This is a genomic window from Nocardioides marmoraquaticus (assembly GCF_054777915.1).
This window is the reverse complement of record NZ_BAAHAA010000020.1, coordinates 27,394-45,716: the sequence shown is the minus strand read 5'-3', so window position 1 is coordinate 45,716 and position 18,323 is coordinate 27,394. Positions and strand designations below refer to the sequence as shown.

Here is an 18,323-nt window from a genome sequence, read left to right as displayed (position 1 = left end):
CATGGCCGCCGTCCTCATCCGTCGCCACGCCTCCGAGAAGAGCAGGCTGCGCCTGTTCGTCGTGCAGGCCCTGGTGCTCTCGCTCTTCGTCACCCTCTTCGCCCGGCTCTGGTACATGCAGGTGCTCACCGGCGAGGGCTACCAGGCCGCCGCTGCCGAGCAGTCGGTGCGCGACGTCGTCGTGCAGCCCGCCCGCGGACTCGTCGTCGACGACATGGGCCGCCCGCTGGTCGCCAACCGCAGCAGCTGGGTCGTCACGGTCGACCGCACCCTCGTCGGCAAGCTCGACGAGGAGCGTCGCGAGGCCGTGCTGCGCCGGCTGGCCCGCGTGGTCGACGTCGACGTCGACACCATCGAGGCCCGCATGGTGCTCTGCGGCCAGGAGGGCTCGGTCGCCGGCACCTGCTGGAACGGCTCGCCTTACCAGCCCGTGCCGGTGGCCACCGACGTCGACCAGGACGTCGCGGTCAAGCTGCTCGAGCGCACCGAGGAGTTCCCCGGGGTGCTCGCCCAGCAGGAGAACGTCCGCGCCTACCCCGCGCCCTACGGCATCAACGCCGCCCACGTGCTGGGCTACCTCAGCCCCATCACCGGCGGCGAGCTCGAGGAGGCCGAGGCCGACGGCGACACCTCCGTCAACGGCGCCTCCGTGGTCGGTCGCTCCGGCGTCGAGAAGTCCTACGACGCCGAGCTGCGCGGCACCCCGGGCTACACCCAGGTCACGGTCGACTCCCAGGGTCGCGTGCTCGGTGAGTCGGGCGAGGTCGAGGCCGTCCCCGGCAGCACCCTGGTCACCTCGATCGACGCCAAGGTGCAGTCGGTGGTGGAGAAGCAGCTGGCCGGCACGATCTCGACCGCGCGCGGCACCGTCGACCCCGTCACGGGGCGCACCTTCGTCGCCGACAGCGGCGCCGCCGTCGTGCTCGACGTGCGCACCGGGCGCATCGTCGCGATCGCGAGCCAGCCCACCTACGACCCGACCGTTTGGTCGGGTGGCATCAAGCAGGCGCAGCTCGACCGGTTGTACTCCGAGGAGGCCGGCACGCCGCTGCTCAGCCGCGCCACCCAGGGCCAGTTCGCCCCCGGCTCCACCTGGAAGCCCTTCGTGACGGCCGGCGCGATGATGGACGGCTACGGGCCCGGCACGGTGCTCCCGTGCTCCTCGAGCTTCCAGGTCGGCAACCGCGCCTTCAAGAACATGGAGTCGGCCTCGCACGGCTACATCGACTTCGCCAAGGCGCTCGAGGTCTCCTGCAACACGTTCTTCTACCGCATCGGCTTCGACGAGTGGCAGAAGTACGGCAGCGACCCGAGCGACGTGAAGGCCGAGGACCCCCTGGTGTCGATGGCCAAGACGTTCGGCTTCGGCACGACCACGGGCGTCGACCTGCCCAGCGAGGCGAGCGGCCGCATCGCCGACCGTCGCTGGAAGAAGGCCTACTACGAGCAGATGAAGGACTACTACTGCGAGCTCGGCGAGGAGCCCGGTGAGGACTTCCAGCACCGCTTCGCCCGCGAGTTCTGCCAGATCGGCAACGAGTACCGCGTCACCGACGCGGTCAACTTCTCGATCGGCCAGGGCGACACCGTCGTGACGCCGCTCCAGCTCGCCCGTGGGTACGCCGCCCTCGGCAACGGCGGGGTGCTCTACGAGCCGCGCGTGGCCAAGGCCGTCGTCAGCCCCGACGGCGAGCAGGTGCGGGAGATCGCGCCGAAGGTGCAGGCCCGGCTGCCCGTCCGCGAGGACGTGCTGTCCTACATCGACGACGCGCTCGCGCGGGTGACCACCGAGGGCACCATGGCCTGGCGGATGGAGGGCTTCCCCAACGAGCAGGTGAAGGTGCGCTCCAAGACCGGCTCCGCCGAGGTCTACGGCAAGCAGAGCACCTCGTGGGTCGCCTCCTACAACGACGACTACGCCGTGGTGATGATGGTCAGCCAGGGCGGGACCGGCTCCGGCACCTCCGGCCCGGCGATCCGCAAGATCTGGGAGTCGCTCTACGGCGTCCAGGGCGACCGCGTCGTGCCCGGCAGGGCCGCCATCGCCGGCACCCGCCCGCCGGAGGCGCTGCCCACCTTCGCCGAGGACGGCTCGATCCTGCCCCCCGCCCGCGAGGAGGAGGTCGAGCGATGACCGTCCTGCCCCTGCAGCGCCTGTCGGTCTCCCGCAGCCGCGTCGTGGTCCCGCCGCTCGACTGGACGATGCTCGGCGCGGCCGGCGCGATCACGCTCATCGGCACCCTGCTGGTGTGGTCGGCCACCGCCACCAACGAGCTGCTCGTCGGCGGCGACTCCACCGCCTACCTGCACCGCCACCTCGTCAACGTCGCCATCGGGCTGGTGCTCGCCCTGGCGGTCTTCGCCGTCGACCACCGGTGGGTGCGCATCCTGGCGCCCCTGGTGTACGCCGGCTCCGTCCTCGGCCTGCTGCTGGTCCTGGTGATGGGCTCGACCATCAACGGCTCCCGCTCGTGGCTGGTCATCGGCGGGCTGTCGATCCAGCCGGCCGAGTTCGCCAAGCTGGCCGTGGTCACGATGATGGCCATGGTCGTGGCGGAACGCGTCGAGAACTCGCGCCAGCGACGCGTCGGTCTCGTCGACGTCGCCCTCATGGGGGCGATCGCCGGCGTCCCGGCGGTGCTGATCATCGCCCAGCCCGACCTCGGCACCATGCTCGTGCTCTCGGCCACCGTGTTCGCCGTGCTGGCCGTGGCCGGCGTGCCGCGGCGCTGGCTGGCCGCGCTGGTCGGGGGCGGCGTCGCCCTGGCCGGCCTGGTGATCGCCCTGGGGCTGCTGAAGACCTACCAGCTGCACCGCTTCCTGGCCTTCATCGACCCCGACCTCGACCCGCTGGGTGCGGGCTACAACACCACGCAGGCACGGATCGCGATCGGCAACGGCGGGCTGTTCGGCCAGGGTCTGTTCGACGGGTCGCAGACGCGCTCGCGCTTCGTGCCCGAGCAGCACACCGACTTCGTGTTCACCGTGGCGGGCGAGGAGCTCGGCCTCGTCGGGGCCGGGCTGCTCATCGTGCTCTTCGGCGTGCTGCTGTGGCGTGCGCTGCTCGTGGCCCGGAGGGCCGACGACATGTTCGGCCGCGTGGCCGCGGCCGGCATCGCGTCGTGGTTCGCGTTCCAGACCTTCCAGAACATCGGGATGTGCCTGGGCATCATGCCGGTGACCGGCGTGCCGCTGCCGCTGGTCTCCTACGGCGGCTCGTCGATGTTCGCCACGATGATGGCCATCGGGCTGCTGCAGAACATCGCGGTGCGCGGACGCGGCGCCGGCTGGGGCGTCCGGGGCCGCTGAGCCCGGTGCCGGTGGTCAGGCGGCCGGCAGCGTGAAGCTGAAGGTCGAGCCGGCGCCGTCGTTGCGGCGCGCCGACATCCGCCCGCCGTGCATCGCCACGATGCGGCGCGTCAGCGACAGCCCCAGGCCGGTGCCGCGGCTGCGCCCCTCGTCGGGGCCGCGGTGGAACTCCTCGAAGATCGCCTCCTCCTGGCCCTCGGGGATCCCGATGCCCTCGTCGCTGACCTCGACCCGCACCCAGCCCGGCTCGTGGTCGTCGAAGGAGCTGAGCCGCACGACGGGCTGCTGGTCGGCCGCGGTGTACTTCACGGCGTTGTCGACGAGGTTGTCGAGGAGCTGGCGCAGCAGCCCGGGGTCGGCGTGGACGACGTGGTCCAGCCGCAGGTGGATCCGCGGCCCGCTCGTCCCGTCGGCGTGGGTGCGGCGGCTCTCGACCAGGGCGGCGGCCGCCTCGGCGAGCGCCACGGGCTCGGGGTCGGGCTGGCCGTGCTGCAGCACGGTGTAGGAGAGCCAGTCCTCGATGACCTGGCGCATCCGCACGCTCGCCTCGCGTGCGCGCACCAGCGCGGCCTCGGCCTCCTCCGGGGACGCGTCGGGCTCGACCGCCAGCTCGAGCCAGCCGTCGAGCACGGTCAGCGGCCCGCGCAGGTCGTGCGCCACCAGGCCGGCGAAGTCGCCGAGCTCGCGCAGGCGCTCGCGCTGGGAGGTGACGTCGCGCAGCAGCACGGCCCGGGGGTGGTCGTCCTCCCGGTCGTCGAGCTCGTGGACGAGCCGGGTGACCACGACCTCGACGACCCTGGTGCGGCCGTCGACCTCGAGCTGCAGCTCGTGCGGCTCGGGGCCCGGGTGGCGCAGCAGCCCGCGCATCGCCTCCTCGTCGATCGCCCGCCCGTCGGCGTCACGGACGTGGAACAGGTCGGTCCACGCCACGTCGGGGTCGCGGGGGAGCGGACGGCCCAGCAGCTGCCGGGCCGCGGCGTTGTGGGCCCGCAGGCCGCTCCGCCCGAGCAGCAGCACTCCCTCGGCCATGGTGTCGAGCACCGTGCTGAGCAGCTCGCGACGGCCGTCGGACTCGCGCCCGCGGCGCGCCAGCTCCTCGATCAGCGCAGCGCGCTGCTCGCGCATCAGCGCCAGCAGCAGCGCGAAGCCGGTGCTGGCCATGACCAGCAGGTCGACGATGGTCGCCGCGGGGAGCGGACCCTCGTAGCCGAAGCGCAGCCCGGGCACGTAGGTCATGGCGGCGGCGAGCAGGGCGACCAGCAGCGAGGCCCAGGCGGCGCCGCGCACCGTGAAGGCGAGGCCGGCCCACACGCTGGGCAGGAGCAGCAGCCACGACAGCGGCAGCGTGGAGTCGAGGTAGGTGCCCACCACGCACGCCACCGCGACCGCCACCACGAGCGCCGTGCTCCACCAGCGCGCCGGGGGCAGCGGGCTGCGTCGCGCCGGGGCGAAGAGCACGGCGAAGAGCAGCGCGCCGACGAAGCAGAACACCGAGCTGCGCAGCACCCACCAGACAAGCACCACGGAGTCGAGGTCGGCGAGGTCGAGCCGGGGGTAGCCGGCGACCAGGCCCACCAGCGTCGTCGAGAGCAGGGTCGCGCCGAGGTAGGCCCCGATGTCGGACTGGCGCTCCGGGCGCCACCCGGGGGTCGCGAGCCACCGCCGCAGCAGCACGGCCATGAGCAGCGGCTGGGCGGTCGCGGTCACGGCCGTCCACGTCGCCTCCGGGACGGCGTACCCGAAGGCGAGGGCGGTGCCGGCGGTGAGGCCGGTCATGGCCACGAGCAGCAACGCGAACCACCGGCGGGGCAGCTCCCACAGCGTCATGAGCAGCACGAAGCCGACACCGCCGAGCGGCCACACCTCCGAGACGCGGGGGTCGACGAACCCGTCGAGGCCCAGGTACGGCGCGGCCAGGTAGGCCACCGCAGCGATGGCGACGTGAGCAGCACGGAACCCTCGAGCGTCGTCGCTCGCGCCCTGACCGTGCGGTGGCATGGGTCCCCCTTCCCGGCCGTGAGTGTAGGTGCCGGACGGCCGCGGCAGGACCGAGTCGGGCGAACCCCACCCGGCCCACTAGGATCGTCCGCAGGGCCGGTGGTCACGTCATGCGCCCTGCCGACCTCCCCGTCGACCGAGAGGCCGTCCTTGCTCGCGCTCGTCGCCCTCCACGTCCTCGCGGCCGGCGTGGCGCCGGTGCTGGTCGGCCGGCTCGGAGCACGGGCGTTCCTCCCGCTCGCCCTCGCGCCGCTGGCGACGGTGGTGTGGGCGCTCGGCCACACCGGCACGGTGCTCGACGGCGGCCGGGTCGCCGAGGTGCGCCCGTGGGTTCCGGTTCTCGGCATCGAGCTCGCCTTCTCGCTCGGCGCGCTGCAGTGGCTGATGACGCTGGTGGTGTGCGGCATCGGCGTGCTCGTCATGGCCTACTGCGCGTGGTACTTCCGCAGCGACGCCCCGGGACTGCGCGGGTTCGCGGCCGGCTTCACCGCCTTCGTCGGCGCCATGCTCGGCCTCGTCGTCGCCGACGACCTGCTGCTCGTGTTCGTCTTCTGGGAGCTCACCACCGTCTTCAGCTTCCTGCTGATCGGCTTCGAGCCGACGTCTCGCTCGAGCCGCCTCGCCGCGATCCAGGCCCTCGTCGTCACGACGCTCGGCGGGCTGGTCATGTTCGTCGGGATGCTGCTGCTCGGGCTCGAGGCCGGCACCCTGCGGATCTCCTCGATCCTCGCCGACCCGCCCTCCGGGCCCGCGACGACCGTGGCGGTCCTGCTCGTCCTGGTGGGGGCGCTGAGCAAGTCGGCACAGGTGCCCTTCCACTTCTGGCTGCCCGGCGCCATGGCGGCCCCGACCCCGGTGAGCGCCTACCTGCACGCCGCGTCGATGGTCAAGGCCGGCCTCTACCTCGTCGCCCTGCTCGCGCCGGCCTTCGCCGGGGTGCCCGGCTGGCACCTCGTGCTGCTGACCCTGGGCACCTCGACGATGCTCGCCGGCGGCTGGCGGGCGCTGCGGCAGAACGACATCAAGCTGCTGCTGGCCTACGGCACGGTCAGCCAGCTCGGCTTCCTCACCGTGGTGCTCGCGATCGGCAGCCGCACCGCGGCCCTCGCCGGCGTCGGCATGCTGCTCGCCCACGCGTTGTTCAAGGCCACGCTGTTCATGGTCGTCGGCATCGTCGACAAGCTGAGCGGCACCCGCGACCTGCACCGGCTCTCCGGCGTCGGTCGACGGCTGCCCGTGCTGGCGGTCGCCGGCGTGCTCGCGGCGGCCTCGATGGCCGGCCTGCCGCCGCTCCTCGGCTTCGTCGGCAAGGAGACGATCTGGGCCGCGCTGCTCGAGCTGGCCGACGGCGAGACCCCGGGCGTGCCCGGCTGGGCGGGCTGGCTGGTCCTCCTCGGGCTCGTCGCCGGGTCGGCGCTGACCGCGGCCTACAGCGCGCGGTGGGTGTGGGGCACCTTCGCGGACAAGTCCGGCGTGGAGCCGACCGCCCTGAAGCCGCTGGCCGCGCCCTTCGCGGTCTCCCCGGTGCTGCTCTCGGGCCTCGGGGTCGTGCTGGGCTTCGCCGGCGCGGCTCTGACCGCCGTGGTCGCGCCGTACGCCGACACGCTCCCCGCCCGCGGCCACGACGAGTACCTCGCGCTGTGGCACGGCCTCGAGCTCCCGCTGCTGCTGTCCGCGGTCACGGTCGTCGGCGGTGCGCTGCTCTTCCGCGCCAACGACCTCGTCTGCCGGCTGCAGCACCGGCTGGCACCACCGGTCAGCGCCGAGGGGGCCTACCGCTACGCGATGCGGGCCGTGGACCGGTCGGCGGTGGAGGTCACCGGTGCCTTCCAGCGCGGCTCGGTGTCGTTCTACCTCGCGATCATCCTCGGCGTGATGCTGGCGGTGCCCGGCTCGGTGCTCGTCGTCGGGCTGGTCACCCGCGAGGAGCCGCTCGCGGTGCGGCTCTGGGACCGCCCCGCGCAGCTGCTCGTGGCGCTGGTGATGGTCGCCGCCGCCGTCATGACGGTGCGCTCCCGACGCCGGCTGCGCGCCGTGGTGCTCGCCGGCGTCTGCGGCTACGGCTGCGCGGTGCTCTTCCTGCTGCACGGCGCGCCCGACATCGCGCTGACCCAGGTGCTCGTCGAGACCGTCACGCTCGTGGTGTTCGTGCTGGTGCTGCGACGCCTGCCCGACTACTTCACCGACCGCCCGCTGCGGGTCACCCGCTTCGGCCGCATGGCGCTCGCCGCGGGTGTCGGCGTCGCCGTCGCCGGCTTCCTGCTCGTCGCCGGCAGCGACCGCGCGGCCACACCGATCTCGGCCGCCTTCGCCGAGATGGCCTACGAGTTCGGCTACGGCCGCAACGTCGTCAACGTGACCCTCGTCGACATCCGCGCCTGGGACACCTTCGGCGAGATCTCGGTGCTGGTCGTCGCCGCCACCGGCGTGGCCAGCCTGATCTTCCTCGACTCGCGCTCGACCTCTATCCGCCGGGTCTTCGACATCCCGTACCCCGAGGGCGTCGAGAAGCAGGCGACCGGCCCGGGACGACGGGTGTGGTTGCCGGGCCCGCGCACGCTGAGCCCCGACCGGCGCTCGATCATCTTCGAGGTGGTCACCCGACTGGTGTTCCACACCATCATGGTGTTCTCGGTCTACCTGCTCCTCGCCGGCCACAACCTGCCCGGCGGCGGGTTCGCGGCCGGCATGGTCGCGGGTCTCGCGCTGATGGTCCGCTACCTGGCGGGTGGGCGCTACGAGCTCGACGAGGCCGCCCCGGTCGACGCCGGCGTGCTGATCGGCACCGGCCTCTTCGTGGCGGCGCTGTCGGGCCTCGGCCCGGTCGCCTTCGGCGGCTCGGTGCTGCAGACCGCCGACGTCTACGTCGACGTCCCGCTGGTCGGGGGCGAGCTGCACCTCGTCTCGTCGGTCGGCTTCGACATCGGCGTCTACCTCGTCGTCGTGGGCCTGGTGCTCGACCTGCTGCGCACCTTCGGCTCGCGCCTCGACCGGCAGATCCTGCGGGCCGAGCGCGAGGCCGCCGACGCCGCCGACGCCTCCGATGCCTCACACGTCTCAGACGCCGCCGAGCAGGGGGTGGGGTCCTGATGGAGGTCAACCTCGTCCTCGTGGCGACCACGGCGGTGCTGTGCGGCGCGGGCGTCTACCTCATGCTCGAGCGCAGCCTGACCCGCGTGCTCGTCGGCCTGCTGCTGCTCAGCAACGGCGTCAACCTCGCCCTGCTCGCGGCCAGTGGCCCGGCGGGGGAGTCGGCGTTCTACGGCTCCGCCGAGCCCGCCGACATGGCCGACCCGCTGCCCCAGGCGCTCATCCTCACCGCGATCGTCATCACCCTGGGCACCGTCGCCTTCGTGCTCGCGATGGCCCACCGCAGCTGGCAGCTCAACCAGCACGACGACGTGCAGGACGACATCGAGGACGCCGCCATCCGACGCCTCGCGATCGACGACGCCACCTCCGACAGCTACGGCCTGACCACCCGCTCGCAGGACGAGCCCGACGACAACACCGAGGTGCCCGACGGCACCGAGGACGACGGCGACCACGGGCAGTCCCGCCCCCGCGAGGGGGGCCCGTGAACGACTACAGCGCCCTCGTGCCCCTTCCCGTCGTGCTGCCGCTGCTCGGCACCGGGGCCGCTCTGATGCTCTCCCGCTTCCCGCGCGCCCAGCGCACGGTCAGCGTCGTGGTCCTGGTCGCCGTGGTGGTGGTGGCCTCGGTGCTGCTGTGGGCCGCCGACGCGCAGGGGCCGCAGGTGCTCTGGCTGGGCGGCTGGGTCGACCTCGGGATCGCGCTGGTCGCCGACCGGCTGGCGGCACTGATGCTCCTGGTCTCGTCGGTCGTCACCCTCGCGGTGCTGCTCTTCTCGCTGGGCCAGGGCATGACCGGCGACGAGGAGGAGACGCCGGTCTCGATCTACCACCCGACCTTCCTGACGCTCGTCGCCGGCGTCTCCAACGCCTTCCTGGCCGGCGACCTGTTCAACCTGTTCGTCAGCTTCGAGATGCTGCTGTTCGCCAGCTACGTGCTGCTGACGCTCGGCGGCACGAGCGCACGGGTGCGCGCCGGCACGATCTACGTCGTCGTCAACGTGCTGTCGTCGATGCTCTTCCTGGTCGCCATCGCCACGACGTACGCCGCCGTCGGCACGCTCAACATGGCGCAGGTCGCGGTGCGCCTCGACGATCTGCCCGCGTCGACGAGCCTGATGATCCAGCTGCTGCTGCTCGTCGTGTTCGCGATCAAGGCCGCGGTCTTCCCGCTGTCGCTGTGGCTGCCCGACAGCTACCCGACCGCCCCGGCGCCAGTGACGGCCGTGTTCGCCGGGTTGCTGACCAAGGTCGGCGTCTACGCGCTCATCCGCACCCAGACGCTGCTGTTCCCCGCCAGCCCGCTCAGCGACCTGCTGCTCTGGGCCGCGCTGGCGACGCTGCTCATCGGCATCCTCGGCGCGGTCGCGCAGTCCGACATCAAGCGCATGCTGTCGTTCACGCTCGTCAGCCACATCGGCTACATGATCTTCGGCGTCGGCCTGGCCACCGAGGCCGGTCTGTCCGGCGCGGTGTTCTACGTCGCGCACCACATCACCATCCAGACCGCGCTGTTCCTGGTGGTGGGGCTCATCGAGCGGCGGGCCGGCAGCACCGCGCTGCTCCGGCTCGGCGGCCTCGCCCGGCTCTTCCCGCTGCTCGCGGTGCTCTTCTTCGTGCCGGCGATGAACCTCGCCGGCATCCCGCCGATGTCGGGCTTCCTCGGCAAGGCCGGGCTGCTGCAGGCGGGCCTCGACCAGGGCTCCTGGCTGGCCCTGGTGCTGGTGGCCGGGGGCACGCTGACCAGCCTGCTCACGCTGTACGCCGTGGCCAAGACGTGGGCGCTGGCCTTCTGGCGCTCGCCGGAGCAGGCCCACAAGATGGCCGGCATCCTCGTCGAGCCGGGCGGTGACGCGGCGGCCGAGGCCCAGGCCCCGGTGCGCGAGCACCGCGGCCACGTGCACGTCGGCGCCGTCGCCTTCGGCCAGGGCGACCTCGAGGCCGCACGCGAGGTCACCGACGCCGCCTCGGGGGAGCGCGACCTGCACCAGCTGCTGCAGGACGACGCCCTCCCGCACCGGCTGCCGTGGCTGATGACGTGGCCGACCGCCGCGCTGGTGGCGGTCAGCCTCGCCATCACCGTGGTGGCCGGCCCGCTGTTCGGCTACACCGACCGCGCCGCCGCCGACCTGCAGCAGCGGGCGCCGTACCTCACCGCGGTCGACGAGGCGGGTGGCTCGTGAGTCCCTACACCCGCACCACGCGCCGCGGCCAGGTGCGTCCGTCGCGCTACCGGGCCGTGCAGTGGCCGATGGTGGTGTGGCTGGCGCTGGTGTGGACGGTGCTGTGGGGCACCTACAGCGCGCTGTCGGTGCTCGGCGGCGTCGTCGTCGGCGTCCTCGTCTGCTACGTCTTCCCGCTGCCGCCGCTGCGGATGCGGGTGCGGCTGCGTCCCGGGGCGCTGCTCGTGCTGGTCGGCAGGTTCCTCGGCGACGTCGTCGCGGCGAGCGTCGAGGTCGCCCGGATCACCGTCAGGCCGCCGGTGCCGCTGCGCAACGCCATGGTGCAGGTGCCGCTGCGCACCGAGTCCGACATCGTGCTGGCCGTGGTGGCCGAGCTGGTCTCGCTCGTGCCCGGCAGCGTCGTGGTCGAGGCGCACCGGCCCACGCACACGCTCTTCCTGCACGTCATCGACGTGCGCGACGAGGCCAAGGTCGAGCAGGTGCGCGAGCGGGTGTGGGCGCAGGAGGCCCGGGTGGTGCGGGCGTTCGGCGCCGACCTGTCGCCGCTGGAGCAGCCGGCCCGGGGCAGGGAGGTCGCCCCGTGAGCTGGCTCGACGCCCTCGACACCTGGGTCCTCGGCGCGAGCGCCGTGGTGCTGGCCGTGGCCGCGCTCGTCGTGCTGTTCCGGATCACCCGGGGCCCCACGATGCTCGACCGCGCCATCGCCTTCGACGTGCTGGTCGCGATCACCATCTGCGGCGTGGCGCTCGACGCCGCCCTGCGGCGCGACGCCGAGAACCTCCCCTTCCTGCTGGTCGCCACCCTGCTGGGCTTCGTCGGCTCGGTCTCCGTCGCGCGCTTCAGCCCCGGCAGCGACGACGTCGAGGCCGACGACGCCGACGGGGACCCGGGAGGTGGTCCCGATGAGCGGTGAGGTCGTCGGCCAGGTCCTCGACCTGCTGGGGGCGGTCGCGCTGCTGCTCGGCTCGCTGCTGAGCCTGGTGGCGGCCGTCGGGCTGCTCCGCTTCCCCGACCTGCTGACCCGGATGCACTCGGCGACCAAGCCACAGGTGCTGGGGCTGCTGCTCGTCGCCCTCGGCCTCGGGCTCGAGCTGCGCGACGCGGGTGCGTCGGTCGTGCTGGCGCTGGTCGTCGTGGCCCAGATGGTCACGGCGCCCGTGGCCGGTCACATGCTCGGCCGTGCCTCGTACCGCGCCGGGCAGGTGCGCACCGACCTGCTCGTCGTCGACGAGCTCGGCGACGCCACCGCCCGCCGCGACGACCAGCGTGGAGCGCCCTAGGCCCCGTGCTCGGGCGAGCGCGGCGCGGGGAGCCGCACGCTCACCGTGGTGCCGGGGCCGTCGTCGTTGCGCCGCGCCGAGATGCTGCCGCCGTGGCGGCGCACGATCCGCTTGCACAGGGCCAGGCCGAGACCGGAGCCCTCGTACTCGCCGTCGACGGTCGAGGCACGACGGAACGGCTCGAAGACCGCCGTCTCCTCGCCCGCGGGGATGCCGATGCCGCGGTCGACGACCTGCAGCCGCACCCACCCCGACCGCTCGTCGGGGCCGCTGGTGACGGTGACGTCGGGCTGCTCCCCGGGGCGGGTGTACTTGACCGCGTTGCCGACCAGGTTGGCCAGCAGGTGGCGCAGCAGGGTGCGGTCGGCGACGACGCTGTCCTCGGCGCGCAGCCGCAGCGTGGCGGCGTCGTACGTCGCGGCGAGCTCGGCCAGCAGCGGCGCGAGGGCGATCGTCTCCGGTGACAGCGCACCTTCGCGGGCCACGGTGTAGGCGAGCCAGTCCTCGATCTCGGCCGTCATGCGCTGCGTCGCCAGCAGCCCGCGGCGCACGGCCTCGGCGGCACCGTCGGGGTCGCTCACGAGCTGGTCCTCGGCCACCTCGAGCCAGCCCATCACGGCGGTCAGCGGGGTCTTGAGGTCGTGGGCGGCGACCGCGGCGAAGCTGGTGAGCTCCTCGATGCGGTGGTGCTCCTGCGTGGTGTCGCGCGCGATGGCGACGATGCCGTCGGCGCCGGCGTACTGCACGGGCGCGAGGTGGACCGAGAGGATCCGGGTGGCGTCGTCCTCGGCGTCGACCGAGTAGCTGAAGCCACCGGGCAGGGCGCGCGGCCGACCGACCCACTTCCTCGGCTCGGTGTGCAGCCGGGTGTCGCCGAGCAGCGCGACCGCGGCGCGGTTGTGCAGCTGCACCTCGCCGTCGCCGTCGACGAGCACGAGCGCGTCGCTGATCGACTCGAGCAGCGTCTGGAGCAACCCCGCCTGGTCGACCGCTGCCTGGCGCCGGCGCACCACCTCCTGCGAGAGCCGGTCGCGCTGGTCGCGACCGAGCGAGAGCACCAGCGCGACGGCGACGAACGCCGCCATCAGCGCGGTCATCGACCACGCGTCCGTGGTCGTCTGCAGCCCCGTGGCGACCAGCACCGCCTGCACCGCCGCGACCACCACGCCGGCGACCAGGCCGAACGCCGCGGCCGCCCACGGACCGAGCCGCAGCCCGGCCAGGACCGCCGGGACCAGCACCAACCACGAGAGCGTGAGGTCGGGCAGCAGCAGCACCGCGGCGACGACCGCCGTGGTGGAGCCCGTCGCGGCGAGGACGTCGCGGCGACGGGTGCGCGAGACGTCCTCGCGGGGGCGCCGGTGCACGAGCAGCAGCAGGCAGACCACGCCGACGAAGGCGTACGCCGCCCCGAGCAGCGCCCACACCGCGGTCGCGAGGCCCGGCGGTACCGCGACGAGCGAGCCCGCCAGCGAGCCCACGGCACACGCCTGCAGCACGGTCACCACGTCGCCGGCCCGGTGCGGTGCGCAGGTGCCGCTGCGTCCGCGCCAGCGCACCACCGCGAGCGCGACGACCGCCTGCAGCAGGGTGGCGACGACCTCGCGGACGGCGTCGAGCCGCGGCACGCCGAGCACGACCAGCAGGGGCACCGCGAGCTGCAGGCCGAGGGCCGCCGTCGCGACGAGGCCGGCCAGCCGCCAGCCACGGGCGGCCGGGACGCCCCACGACAGCAGCACCCACAGCAGCACCAGCGGGCTCGCGAGGCGCACCAGGGCGACGCTGCCGTCGCCCGTCGTGGCCGCGCCGAGCAGGACCTGGGCCCCGAAGAGCACCGGGACCAGCAGGGCGCAGGAGAGCCAGGCGGCCGCGAAGGCAGGCGTCGAGAGACGTCGCGACGGACGCCACTGCGCAGGCTCGTTCGCCAAGCCTCAGCCCCCCGGCTGCTCGGACTGGTGGTGGGCACCACCGCGTGCCTGGGCAGGCACGTAGGCTGGAACCTCCCCGAACGCCGGAAGGTCTATGCATGCCCGTCTCACCTGGTGAGTCGCTGTTCCCCCAGCTCGAGCCCCACCTCGCGAGCGTCTCCAAGCCCATCCAGTACGTCGGCGGCGAGCTCAACAGCGTCGTGAAGGACTGGTCCGAGGCCGAGGTGCGCTGGGCGCTGATGTACCCCGACGCCTACGAGGTCGGCCTGCCCAACCAGGGCGTGCAGACGCTCTACGAGGTGCTCAACGAGGCGCCGGGCGTCCTCGCCGAGCGCACCTACGCGGTGTGGCCCGACATGGAGGCGGTGATGCGCCGTGAGGGCATCGCGCAGTTCACCGTCGACGGTCACCGGGCCGTCCGCGACTTCGACCTGCTCGGCGTGTCCTTCGCCACCGAGCTCGGCTACACCAACCTGCTGACCGCGATCGACCTCGCCGGCATGGCGCTGCACGCCGCCGACCGCGGCGACGACGAGCCCGTGGTCGTGGCCGGCGGGCACGCCGCCTTCAACCCCGAGCCGGTCGCCGACTTCGTCGACGCGGTCGTGCTCGGCGACGGCGAGGAGATCGTGCTCGCGATCAGCGAGGTCTGCCGCGAGTGGAAGGCCGAGGGCCGCCCCGGCGGTCGCGAGGGCCTGCTGCTGCGCCTCGCCGCCAGCGGCGGCGTCTACGTCCCGCAGCTCTACGAGGCGTCGTACGACGGCTCCGGGGCCCTGGTCGGCACCCGGCCGACCCGGCCGGGCGTGCCCGACCGGGTGCGCAAGCACACGCTGATGGACCTCGACTCCTGGCCCTACCCGCGCAAGCCGCTGGTGCCGCTGGCCGAGACCGTCCACGAGCGGTTCAGCGTCGAGATCTTCCGCGGCTGCACCCGCGGCTGCCGCTTCTGCCAGGCCGGCATGATCACGCGGCCGGTGCGCGAGCGCTCGATCGAGACCATCGGCGAGATGGTCGACAACGGCATCCGGCAGTCGGGCTTCGAAGAGGTCGGGCTGCTGTCGCTCTCCAGTGCCGACCACACCGAGATCGCCGAGGTCGCCAGCGGGCTGGCCGACCGCTACGAGGGCACCAACGTGTCGCTGTCGCTGCCCTCGACCCGCGTCGACGCCTTCAACATCACCCTGGCCAACGAGTTCTCCCGCAACGGTCGTCGCTCCGGGCTCACCTTCGCCCCGGAGGGCGGGTCGGAGCGGATGCGCAAGGTGATCAACAAGATGGTCACCGAGGAGGACCTCATCCGAACGGTCGCGGCGGCGTACTCCCACGGCTGGCGGCAGGTGAAGCTCTACTTCATGTGCGGCCTGCCCACCGAGACCGACGACGACGTGCTGCAGATCGCCGAGCTCGCCAAGAAGGTGATCGCCAAGGGCCGCGAGGTCGCCGGTCACAACGACATCCGCTGCACGGTGTCCATCGGCGGCTTCGTGCCCAAGCCGCACACGCCGTTCCAGTGGGCGCCGCAGCTCGATGTCGAGACCACCGACGAGCGGCTGCGCAAGCTGCGCGACGAGGTGCGCTCCGACCGGCGCTACGGCCGCGCCATCGGCTTCCGCTACCACGACGGCAAGCCCGGCATCATCGAAGGCCTGCTCTCGCGCGGCGACCGTCGCGTCGGTCGCGTCGTCGAGGCGGTGTGGCGCGACGGTGGTCGCTTCGACGGCTGGAGCGAGCACTTCAGCTTCGAGCGCTGGCACGACGCCGCCGTGCGCGAGCTCGGTGCCCAGGGGGTCGACCTCGACTGGTTCACCACCCGCGAGCGCGGCTACGACGAGGTGCTCCCGTGGGACCACCTCGACTCCGGCCTCGACAAGGACTGGCTCTGGCAGGACTGGGAGGACGCCCTCGACCCCGACTCCGTCGACGTCGAGGACTGCCGCTGGACCCCCTGCTACGACTGCGGCGTGTGCCCCGAGATGGGCACCGACATCCAGGTGGGGCCGACCGGGGCCACGCTGCTCCCGCTCAGCGTGGTGTGACGCTCAGGCGACGCCGGCGAGGTCGAGCAGGCGGGCCATGACGGTGGGACCGTCGCGGCGCAGCGCGTTGTGCAGCAGGTCGGTGCGCCAGGCGCGCACCGAGGGCAGCAGGTCGAGCGTCGCCTCCGAGTGCTCCGCCAGCACGAACGGGTCGTCGGTGTAGACGGCGGCCGCGCCCGGCAGGTCGACGGCGGCGAGGGCGTCGGCGTCGTACAGGTGGGGCCAGGCCTCCTCGGCGACCAGCGCGGCCGTGGCGGCGTACGACGCGAGGCCGGGGTCGTCGACGAAGTGCCAGGAGAAGACGTGCTCGCCGGTGAGGCCGACGTGGTCGGGGAGACCGGCCAGGGCGCGCTCGGCGGCCCAGGCGGTCGTCGCCCCGTCGGCGTAGCAGGACTCGTGGACCACGGCGTAGAGCGGGTTGCGCGCGGAGAAGGGCAGCAGCGCCACCGCGTCGTGGGCGAACGCGGGGGAGCGGGGGTCGCGCTCCAGCAGGTGGTGCACCGCCTCGCTGCCGCCGTGCAGGCCGAGCTGGTTGCCGATCGTGCGCAGCAGCCGCGCCGTCAGCGGGGCGCCGTCGGGACGGACGACGTCGCCGGCCTCGCAGGCGGCCAGGGCCGCGGCCAACCGGTCGCGGTCCTCCGGGTGCCGGGCGAGATGGCGGGCCTCGAGGCGGGCGACGGCGCGGAAGGTGGCGGCGTACACCTCCTCGGGCGGGAGCCCCACCGGCGGCAGGCCCCCGGTGAAGAAGGTCTCGCGGAGGCTGTCGGGGAAGCGCGAGCGGTAGTGCAGCGCGCAGAAGCCGCCGAACGACTGCCCCAGCAGGCTCCAGCGGCGCACGCCCAGGTGCTCTCGCAGCGCCTCGGCGTCGCGCACGATCGCATCGGCCCGCACGTGGCGCAGGTACGCCGCCTCGGCCGCCGGGTCGGCGGTGGCGCCGGGCGCACGCCCCCACGGGGTGGACAGCCCGGTGCCGCGCTGGTCGAGGAGCAGCACCCGGTAGTGCTGCAGCGCGGTGCCGAGCCAGCTGGGGGAGACCGGGTCGAGCGTGGGTCGTGGCGCCTCGTGGCCCGGGCCACCCTGCAGGAACAGCAGCCACGGCCGGTCCTCACCGCCCTCGGCGGTGACCTCGCGGGCGAAGACCTCGAGCGTGGTGCCGCTCGTCGGGGCGTCGTGGTCGAGCGGGACGACGAGGCGGTGCTCGACGAGGCGGGCGCTCACGTGCGGATCCCCTCGGGCAGCTGGTCCTCGACGTGCTCGGGCCGCGCGACCGACAGGCCCACCAGCAGCTGCGGCACCGACAGCAGGAGCAGCAGCAGGAGCGGCACGGTCCAGCCGCCCGTGGCGTCGTGGACGATCCCCATGCCGAACGGTCCCACGGCCGCGAACAGGTAGCCCACCGACTGCGTCCAGCCCGACAGCGCCGCGGTGCCCTCGGGCGTGCGCGCCCGCAGGCCGATGAGGGTGAGGATGACCGGGAAGGCGCACAGCCCGATGCCGACGAGCACGGCCCAGACCCAGGCGCCGCCGACGGGCAGGAGCACCAGGCCGCCGTACCCGAGCGGGTAGCACAGCATCAGCGCCCACATCAGTGGGCGCTGGTCGTCGGTGGCGGCGACCAGCCGCGGGATGACCAGCGAGAGCGGGATGCTCAGGCCCCCGATGACGCCGACGAGCACGCCCGCCGTGGCGGGGGAGAAGCCGGCGTCGCGGTAGACGACCGCGAACCAGCCGTAGACGGCGTACGCCTGCAGCGACTGCAGCCCGAAGAACAGCGCCATCCGGCGGCCGAGGGAGGTGCGGCCGACGGCGAGGACGCTGATGCCCTGCCGGGGTGCCGCGCCGGGGTCGCGCCGGTCGCGGGTCAGCAGGCCCAGCCACGGGACGGCGGCGACGGCGGCCACCAGGGCCCAGGTGAGCAGACCGGTGCGCCAGCCGCCGACGGCCTCGCCGATCGGCACCGTCAGCGTGAGCGCCGCGGTGAGGCCGACCGCGAGCGCGGTGGTGTAGACGGCGGTGAGGGGCCCGACCTGGTCGGGGAAGTGCAGCTTGACCAGCGACGGCAGCACCACGTTGGCGGTCGCCATGCCGGCCAGGGCCAGCAGCGACAGCGCCAGGAACGGCAGCTCGGAGCCGACCTGGCTGCGCCACGACAGCCCGACGGTGACCGCGACGAGGGCCAGCAGGGTGAGCCGGTGCGGTCCGACCACGCGGGCCAGGCGGGGTGCCAGTGCGCCGAACAGGGCGAAGGCGAGCACCGGCAGGGTCGTCAGCAGCCCGGCCTCCGCCCCGGAGAGACCGAGGTCGGGCCGCAGGTCGTCGAGCACCGGCCCGACGCTGACGGCGGCGGGCCGGAGGTTGAGCGCGAGCCCGACGATGGCGACGACGACGAGCCATCGGCGCGGGTCGCGGGCGGTAGCGGGGTGCGGGGGTGAGTCCACGGGGAGCCAGTGTCCCCGACGCGCGCCGGGCCGCCGCAGCGAGGGCGCGTCGGGGCCCC

At 73.6% G+C, this 18,323-nt stretch carries 13 protein-coding genes; 9 read left to right on the top strand and 4 right to left on the bottom strand.

Annotated features, from left to right (window positions below):
* The first annotated feature begins 1 nt into the window (after position 1).
* Together mrdA and rodA are read left to right on the top strand one after the other, a co-directional pair.
* Positions 2-2,134, top strand: a complete 2,133-nt coding sequence (mrdA, locus tag ACYU8I_RS14520; protein ID WP_460842088.1) for a penicillin-binding protein 2 — start codon at positions 2-4, stop codon at positions 2,132-2,134.
* Positions 2,131-3,309, top strand: a complete 1,179-nt coding sequence (gene rodA, locus ACYU8I_RS14515; RefSeq protein WP_460842086.1) for a rod shape-determining protein RodA — start codon at positions 2,131-2,133, stop codon at positions 3,307-3,309. The genes mrdA and rodA overlap by 4 nt, the downstream gene beginning before the upstream one ends.
* Positions 3,310-3,324: 15 nt before the next feature.
* On the opposite strand, the gene ACYU8I_RS14510 is transcribed toward rodA, so the two are convergent.
* Complete coding sequence (locus tag ACYU8I_RS14510; protein WP_460842084.1) at positions 3,325-5,307, bottom strand: sensor histidine kinase; 1,983 nt, start codon at positions 5,305-5,307, stop codon at positions 3,325-3,327.
* Between the two features lie 150 nt (positions 5,308-5,457).
* On the opposite strand from ACYU8I_RS14510, the gene ACYU8I_RS14505 reads away from it, so the two are divergent.
* The 6 genes from ACYU8I_RS14505 to mnhG are packed head-to-tail and all read left to right on the top strand — an operon-like array spanning position 5,458 to position 11,862.
* A complete protein-coding gene (locus tag ACYU8I_RS14505; protein ID WP_460842082.1) occupies positions 5,458-8,397 on the top strand; it encodes a Na+/H+ antiporter subunit A in 2,940 nt (979 codons plus the stop codon).
* Complete coding sequence (locus ACYU8I_RS14500) at positions 8,397-8,888, top strand: Na(+)/H(+) antiporter subunit C (RefSeq protein WP_460842080.1); 492 nt, start codon at positions 8,397-8,399, stop codon at positions 8,886-8,888. Before ACYU8I_RS14505 ends, ACYU8I_RS14500 begins: the two co-directional genes overlap by 1 nt.
* Positions 8,885-10,582: a Na+/H+ antiporter subunit D gene (locus tag ACYU8I_RS14495; RefSeq protein WP_460842078.1), complete on the top strand. Its 1,698-nt coding sequence runs from the start codon at positions 8,885-8,887 to the stop codon at positions 10,580-10,582. The genes ACYU8I_RS14500 and ACYU8I_RS14495 overlap by 4 nt, the downstream gene beginning before the upstream one ends.
* Entirely contained in the window at positions 10,579-11,166 is a 588-nt protein-coding gene (locus ACYU8I_RS14490; protein WP_460842076.1) for a Na+/H+ antiporter subunit E, read from the top strand. The genes ACYU8I_RS14495 and ACYU8I_RS14490 overlap by 4 nt, the downstream gene beginning before the upstream one ends.
* Positions 11,163-11,495, top strand: coding sequence for a monovalent cation/H+ antiporter complex subunit F (locus ACYU8I_RS14485; protein WP_460842075.1), 333 nt, complete (start codon positions 11,163-11,165; stop codon positions 11,493-11,495). The genes ACYU8I_RS14490 and ACYU8I_RS14485 overlap by 4 nt, the downstream gene beginning before the upstream one ends.
* Complete coding sequence (gene mnhG, locus ACYU8I_RS14480) at positions 11,485-11,862, top strand: monovalent cation/H(+) antiporter subunit G (RefSeq protein ID WP_460842072.1); 378 nt, start codon at positions 11,485-11,487, stop codon at positions 11,860-11,862. The genes ACYU8I_RS14485 and mnhG overlap by 11 nt, the downstream gene beginning before the upstream one ends.
* On the opposite strand, the gene ACYU8I_RS14475 is transcribed toward mnhG, so the two are convergent.
* Positions 11,859-13,790 carry a sensor histidine kinase gene (locus tag ACYU8I_RS14475; RefSeq protein WP_460842070.1) on the bottom strand — a complete coding sequence of 644 codons (1,932 nt, stop codon included), beginning with the start codon at positions 13,788-13,790 and terminating at the stop codon, positions 11,859-11,861. The genes mnhG and ACYU8I_RS14475 overlap by 4 nt on opposite strands.
* A 98-nt stretch (positions 13,791-13,888) precedes the next feature.
* Between ACYU8I_RS14475 and ACYU8I_RS14470 the strand changes: the two genes are divergently transcribed.
* Entirely contained in the window at positions 13,889-15,826 is a 1,938-nt protein-coding gene (locus ACYU8I_RS14470) for a TIGR03960 family B12-binding radical SAM protein (RefSeq protein WP_460842069.1), read from the top strand.
* Between the two features lie 3 nt (positions 15,827-15,829).
* Here the strand turns inward: ACYU8I_RS14470 and ACYU8I_RS14465 are convergent, their stop codons facing one another.
* Both ACYU8I_RS14465 and ACYU8I_RS14460 read right to left on the bottom strand, forming a co-directional pair.
* Complete coding sequence (locus ACYU8I_RS14465) at positions 15,830-17,044, bottom strand: alpha/beta fold hydrolase (RefSeq protein ID WP_460842067.1); 1,215 nt, start codon at positions 17,042-17,044, stop codon at positions 15,830-15,832.
* On the bottom strand, positions 17,041-18,264 hold the full coding sequence (locus ACYU8I_RS14460; protein ID WP_460842064.1) for an MFS transporter: 1,224 nt from the start codon (positions 18,262-18,264) through the stop codon (positions 17,041-17,043). The genes ACYU8I_RS14465 and ACYU8I_RS14460 overlap by 4 nt, the downstream gene beginning before the upstream one ends.
* Between the last annotated feature and the right edge of the window lie 59 nt (positions 18,265-18,323).

Bases quoted from the DNA above. Each gene is read 5' to 3' on its own strand.
- ACYU8I_RS14470 (WP_460842069.1), top strand. From the start codon at position 13,889: ATGCCCGTCTCACCTGGTGAGTCGCTGTTCCCCCAGCTCGAGCCCCAC.
- ACYU8I_RS14500 (WP_460842080.1), top strand. From the start codon at position 8,397: ATGGAGGTCAACCTCGTCCTCGTGGCGACCACGGCGGTGCTGTGCGGC.
- mrdA (WP_460842088.1), top strand. From the start codon at position 2: ATGGCCGCCGTCCTCATCCGTCGCCACGCCTCCGAGAAGAGCAGGCTG.
- ACYU8I_RS14510 (WP_460842084.1), bottom strand. From the start codon at position 5,307: ATGCCACCGCACGGTCAGGGCGCGAGCGACGACGCTCGAGGGTTCCGT.
- mnhG (WP_460842072.1), top strand. From the start codon at position 11,485: ATGAGCGGTGAGGTCGTCGGCCAGGTCCTCGACCTGCTGGGGGCGGTC.
- rodA (WP_460842086.1), top strand. From the start codon at position 2,131: ATGACCGTCCTGCCCCTGCAGCGCCTGTCGGTCTCCCGCAGCCGCGTC.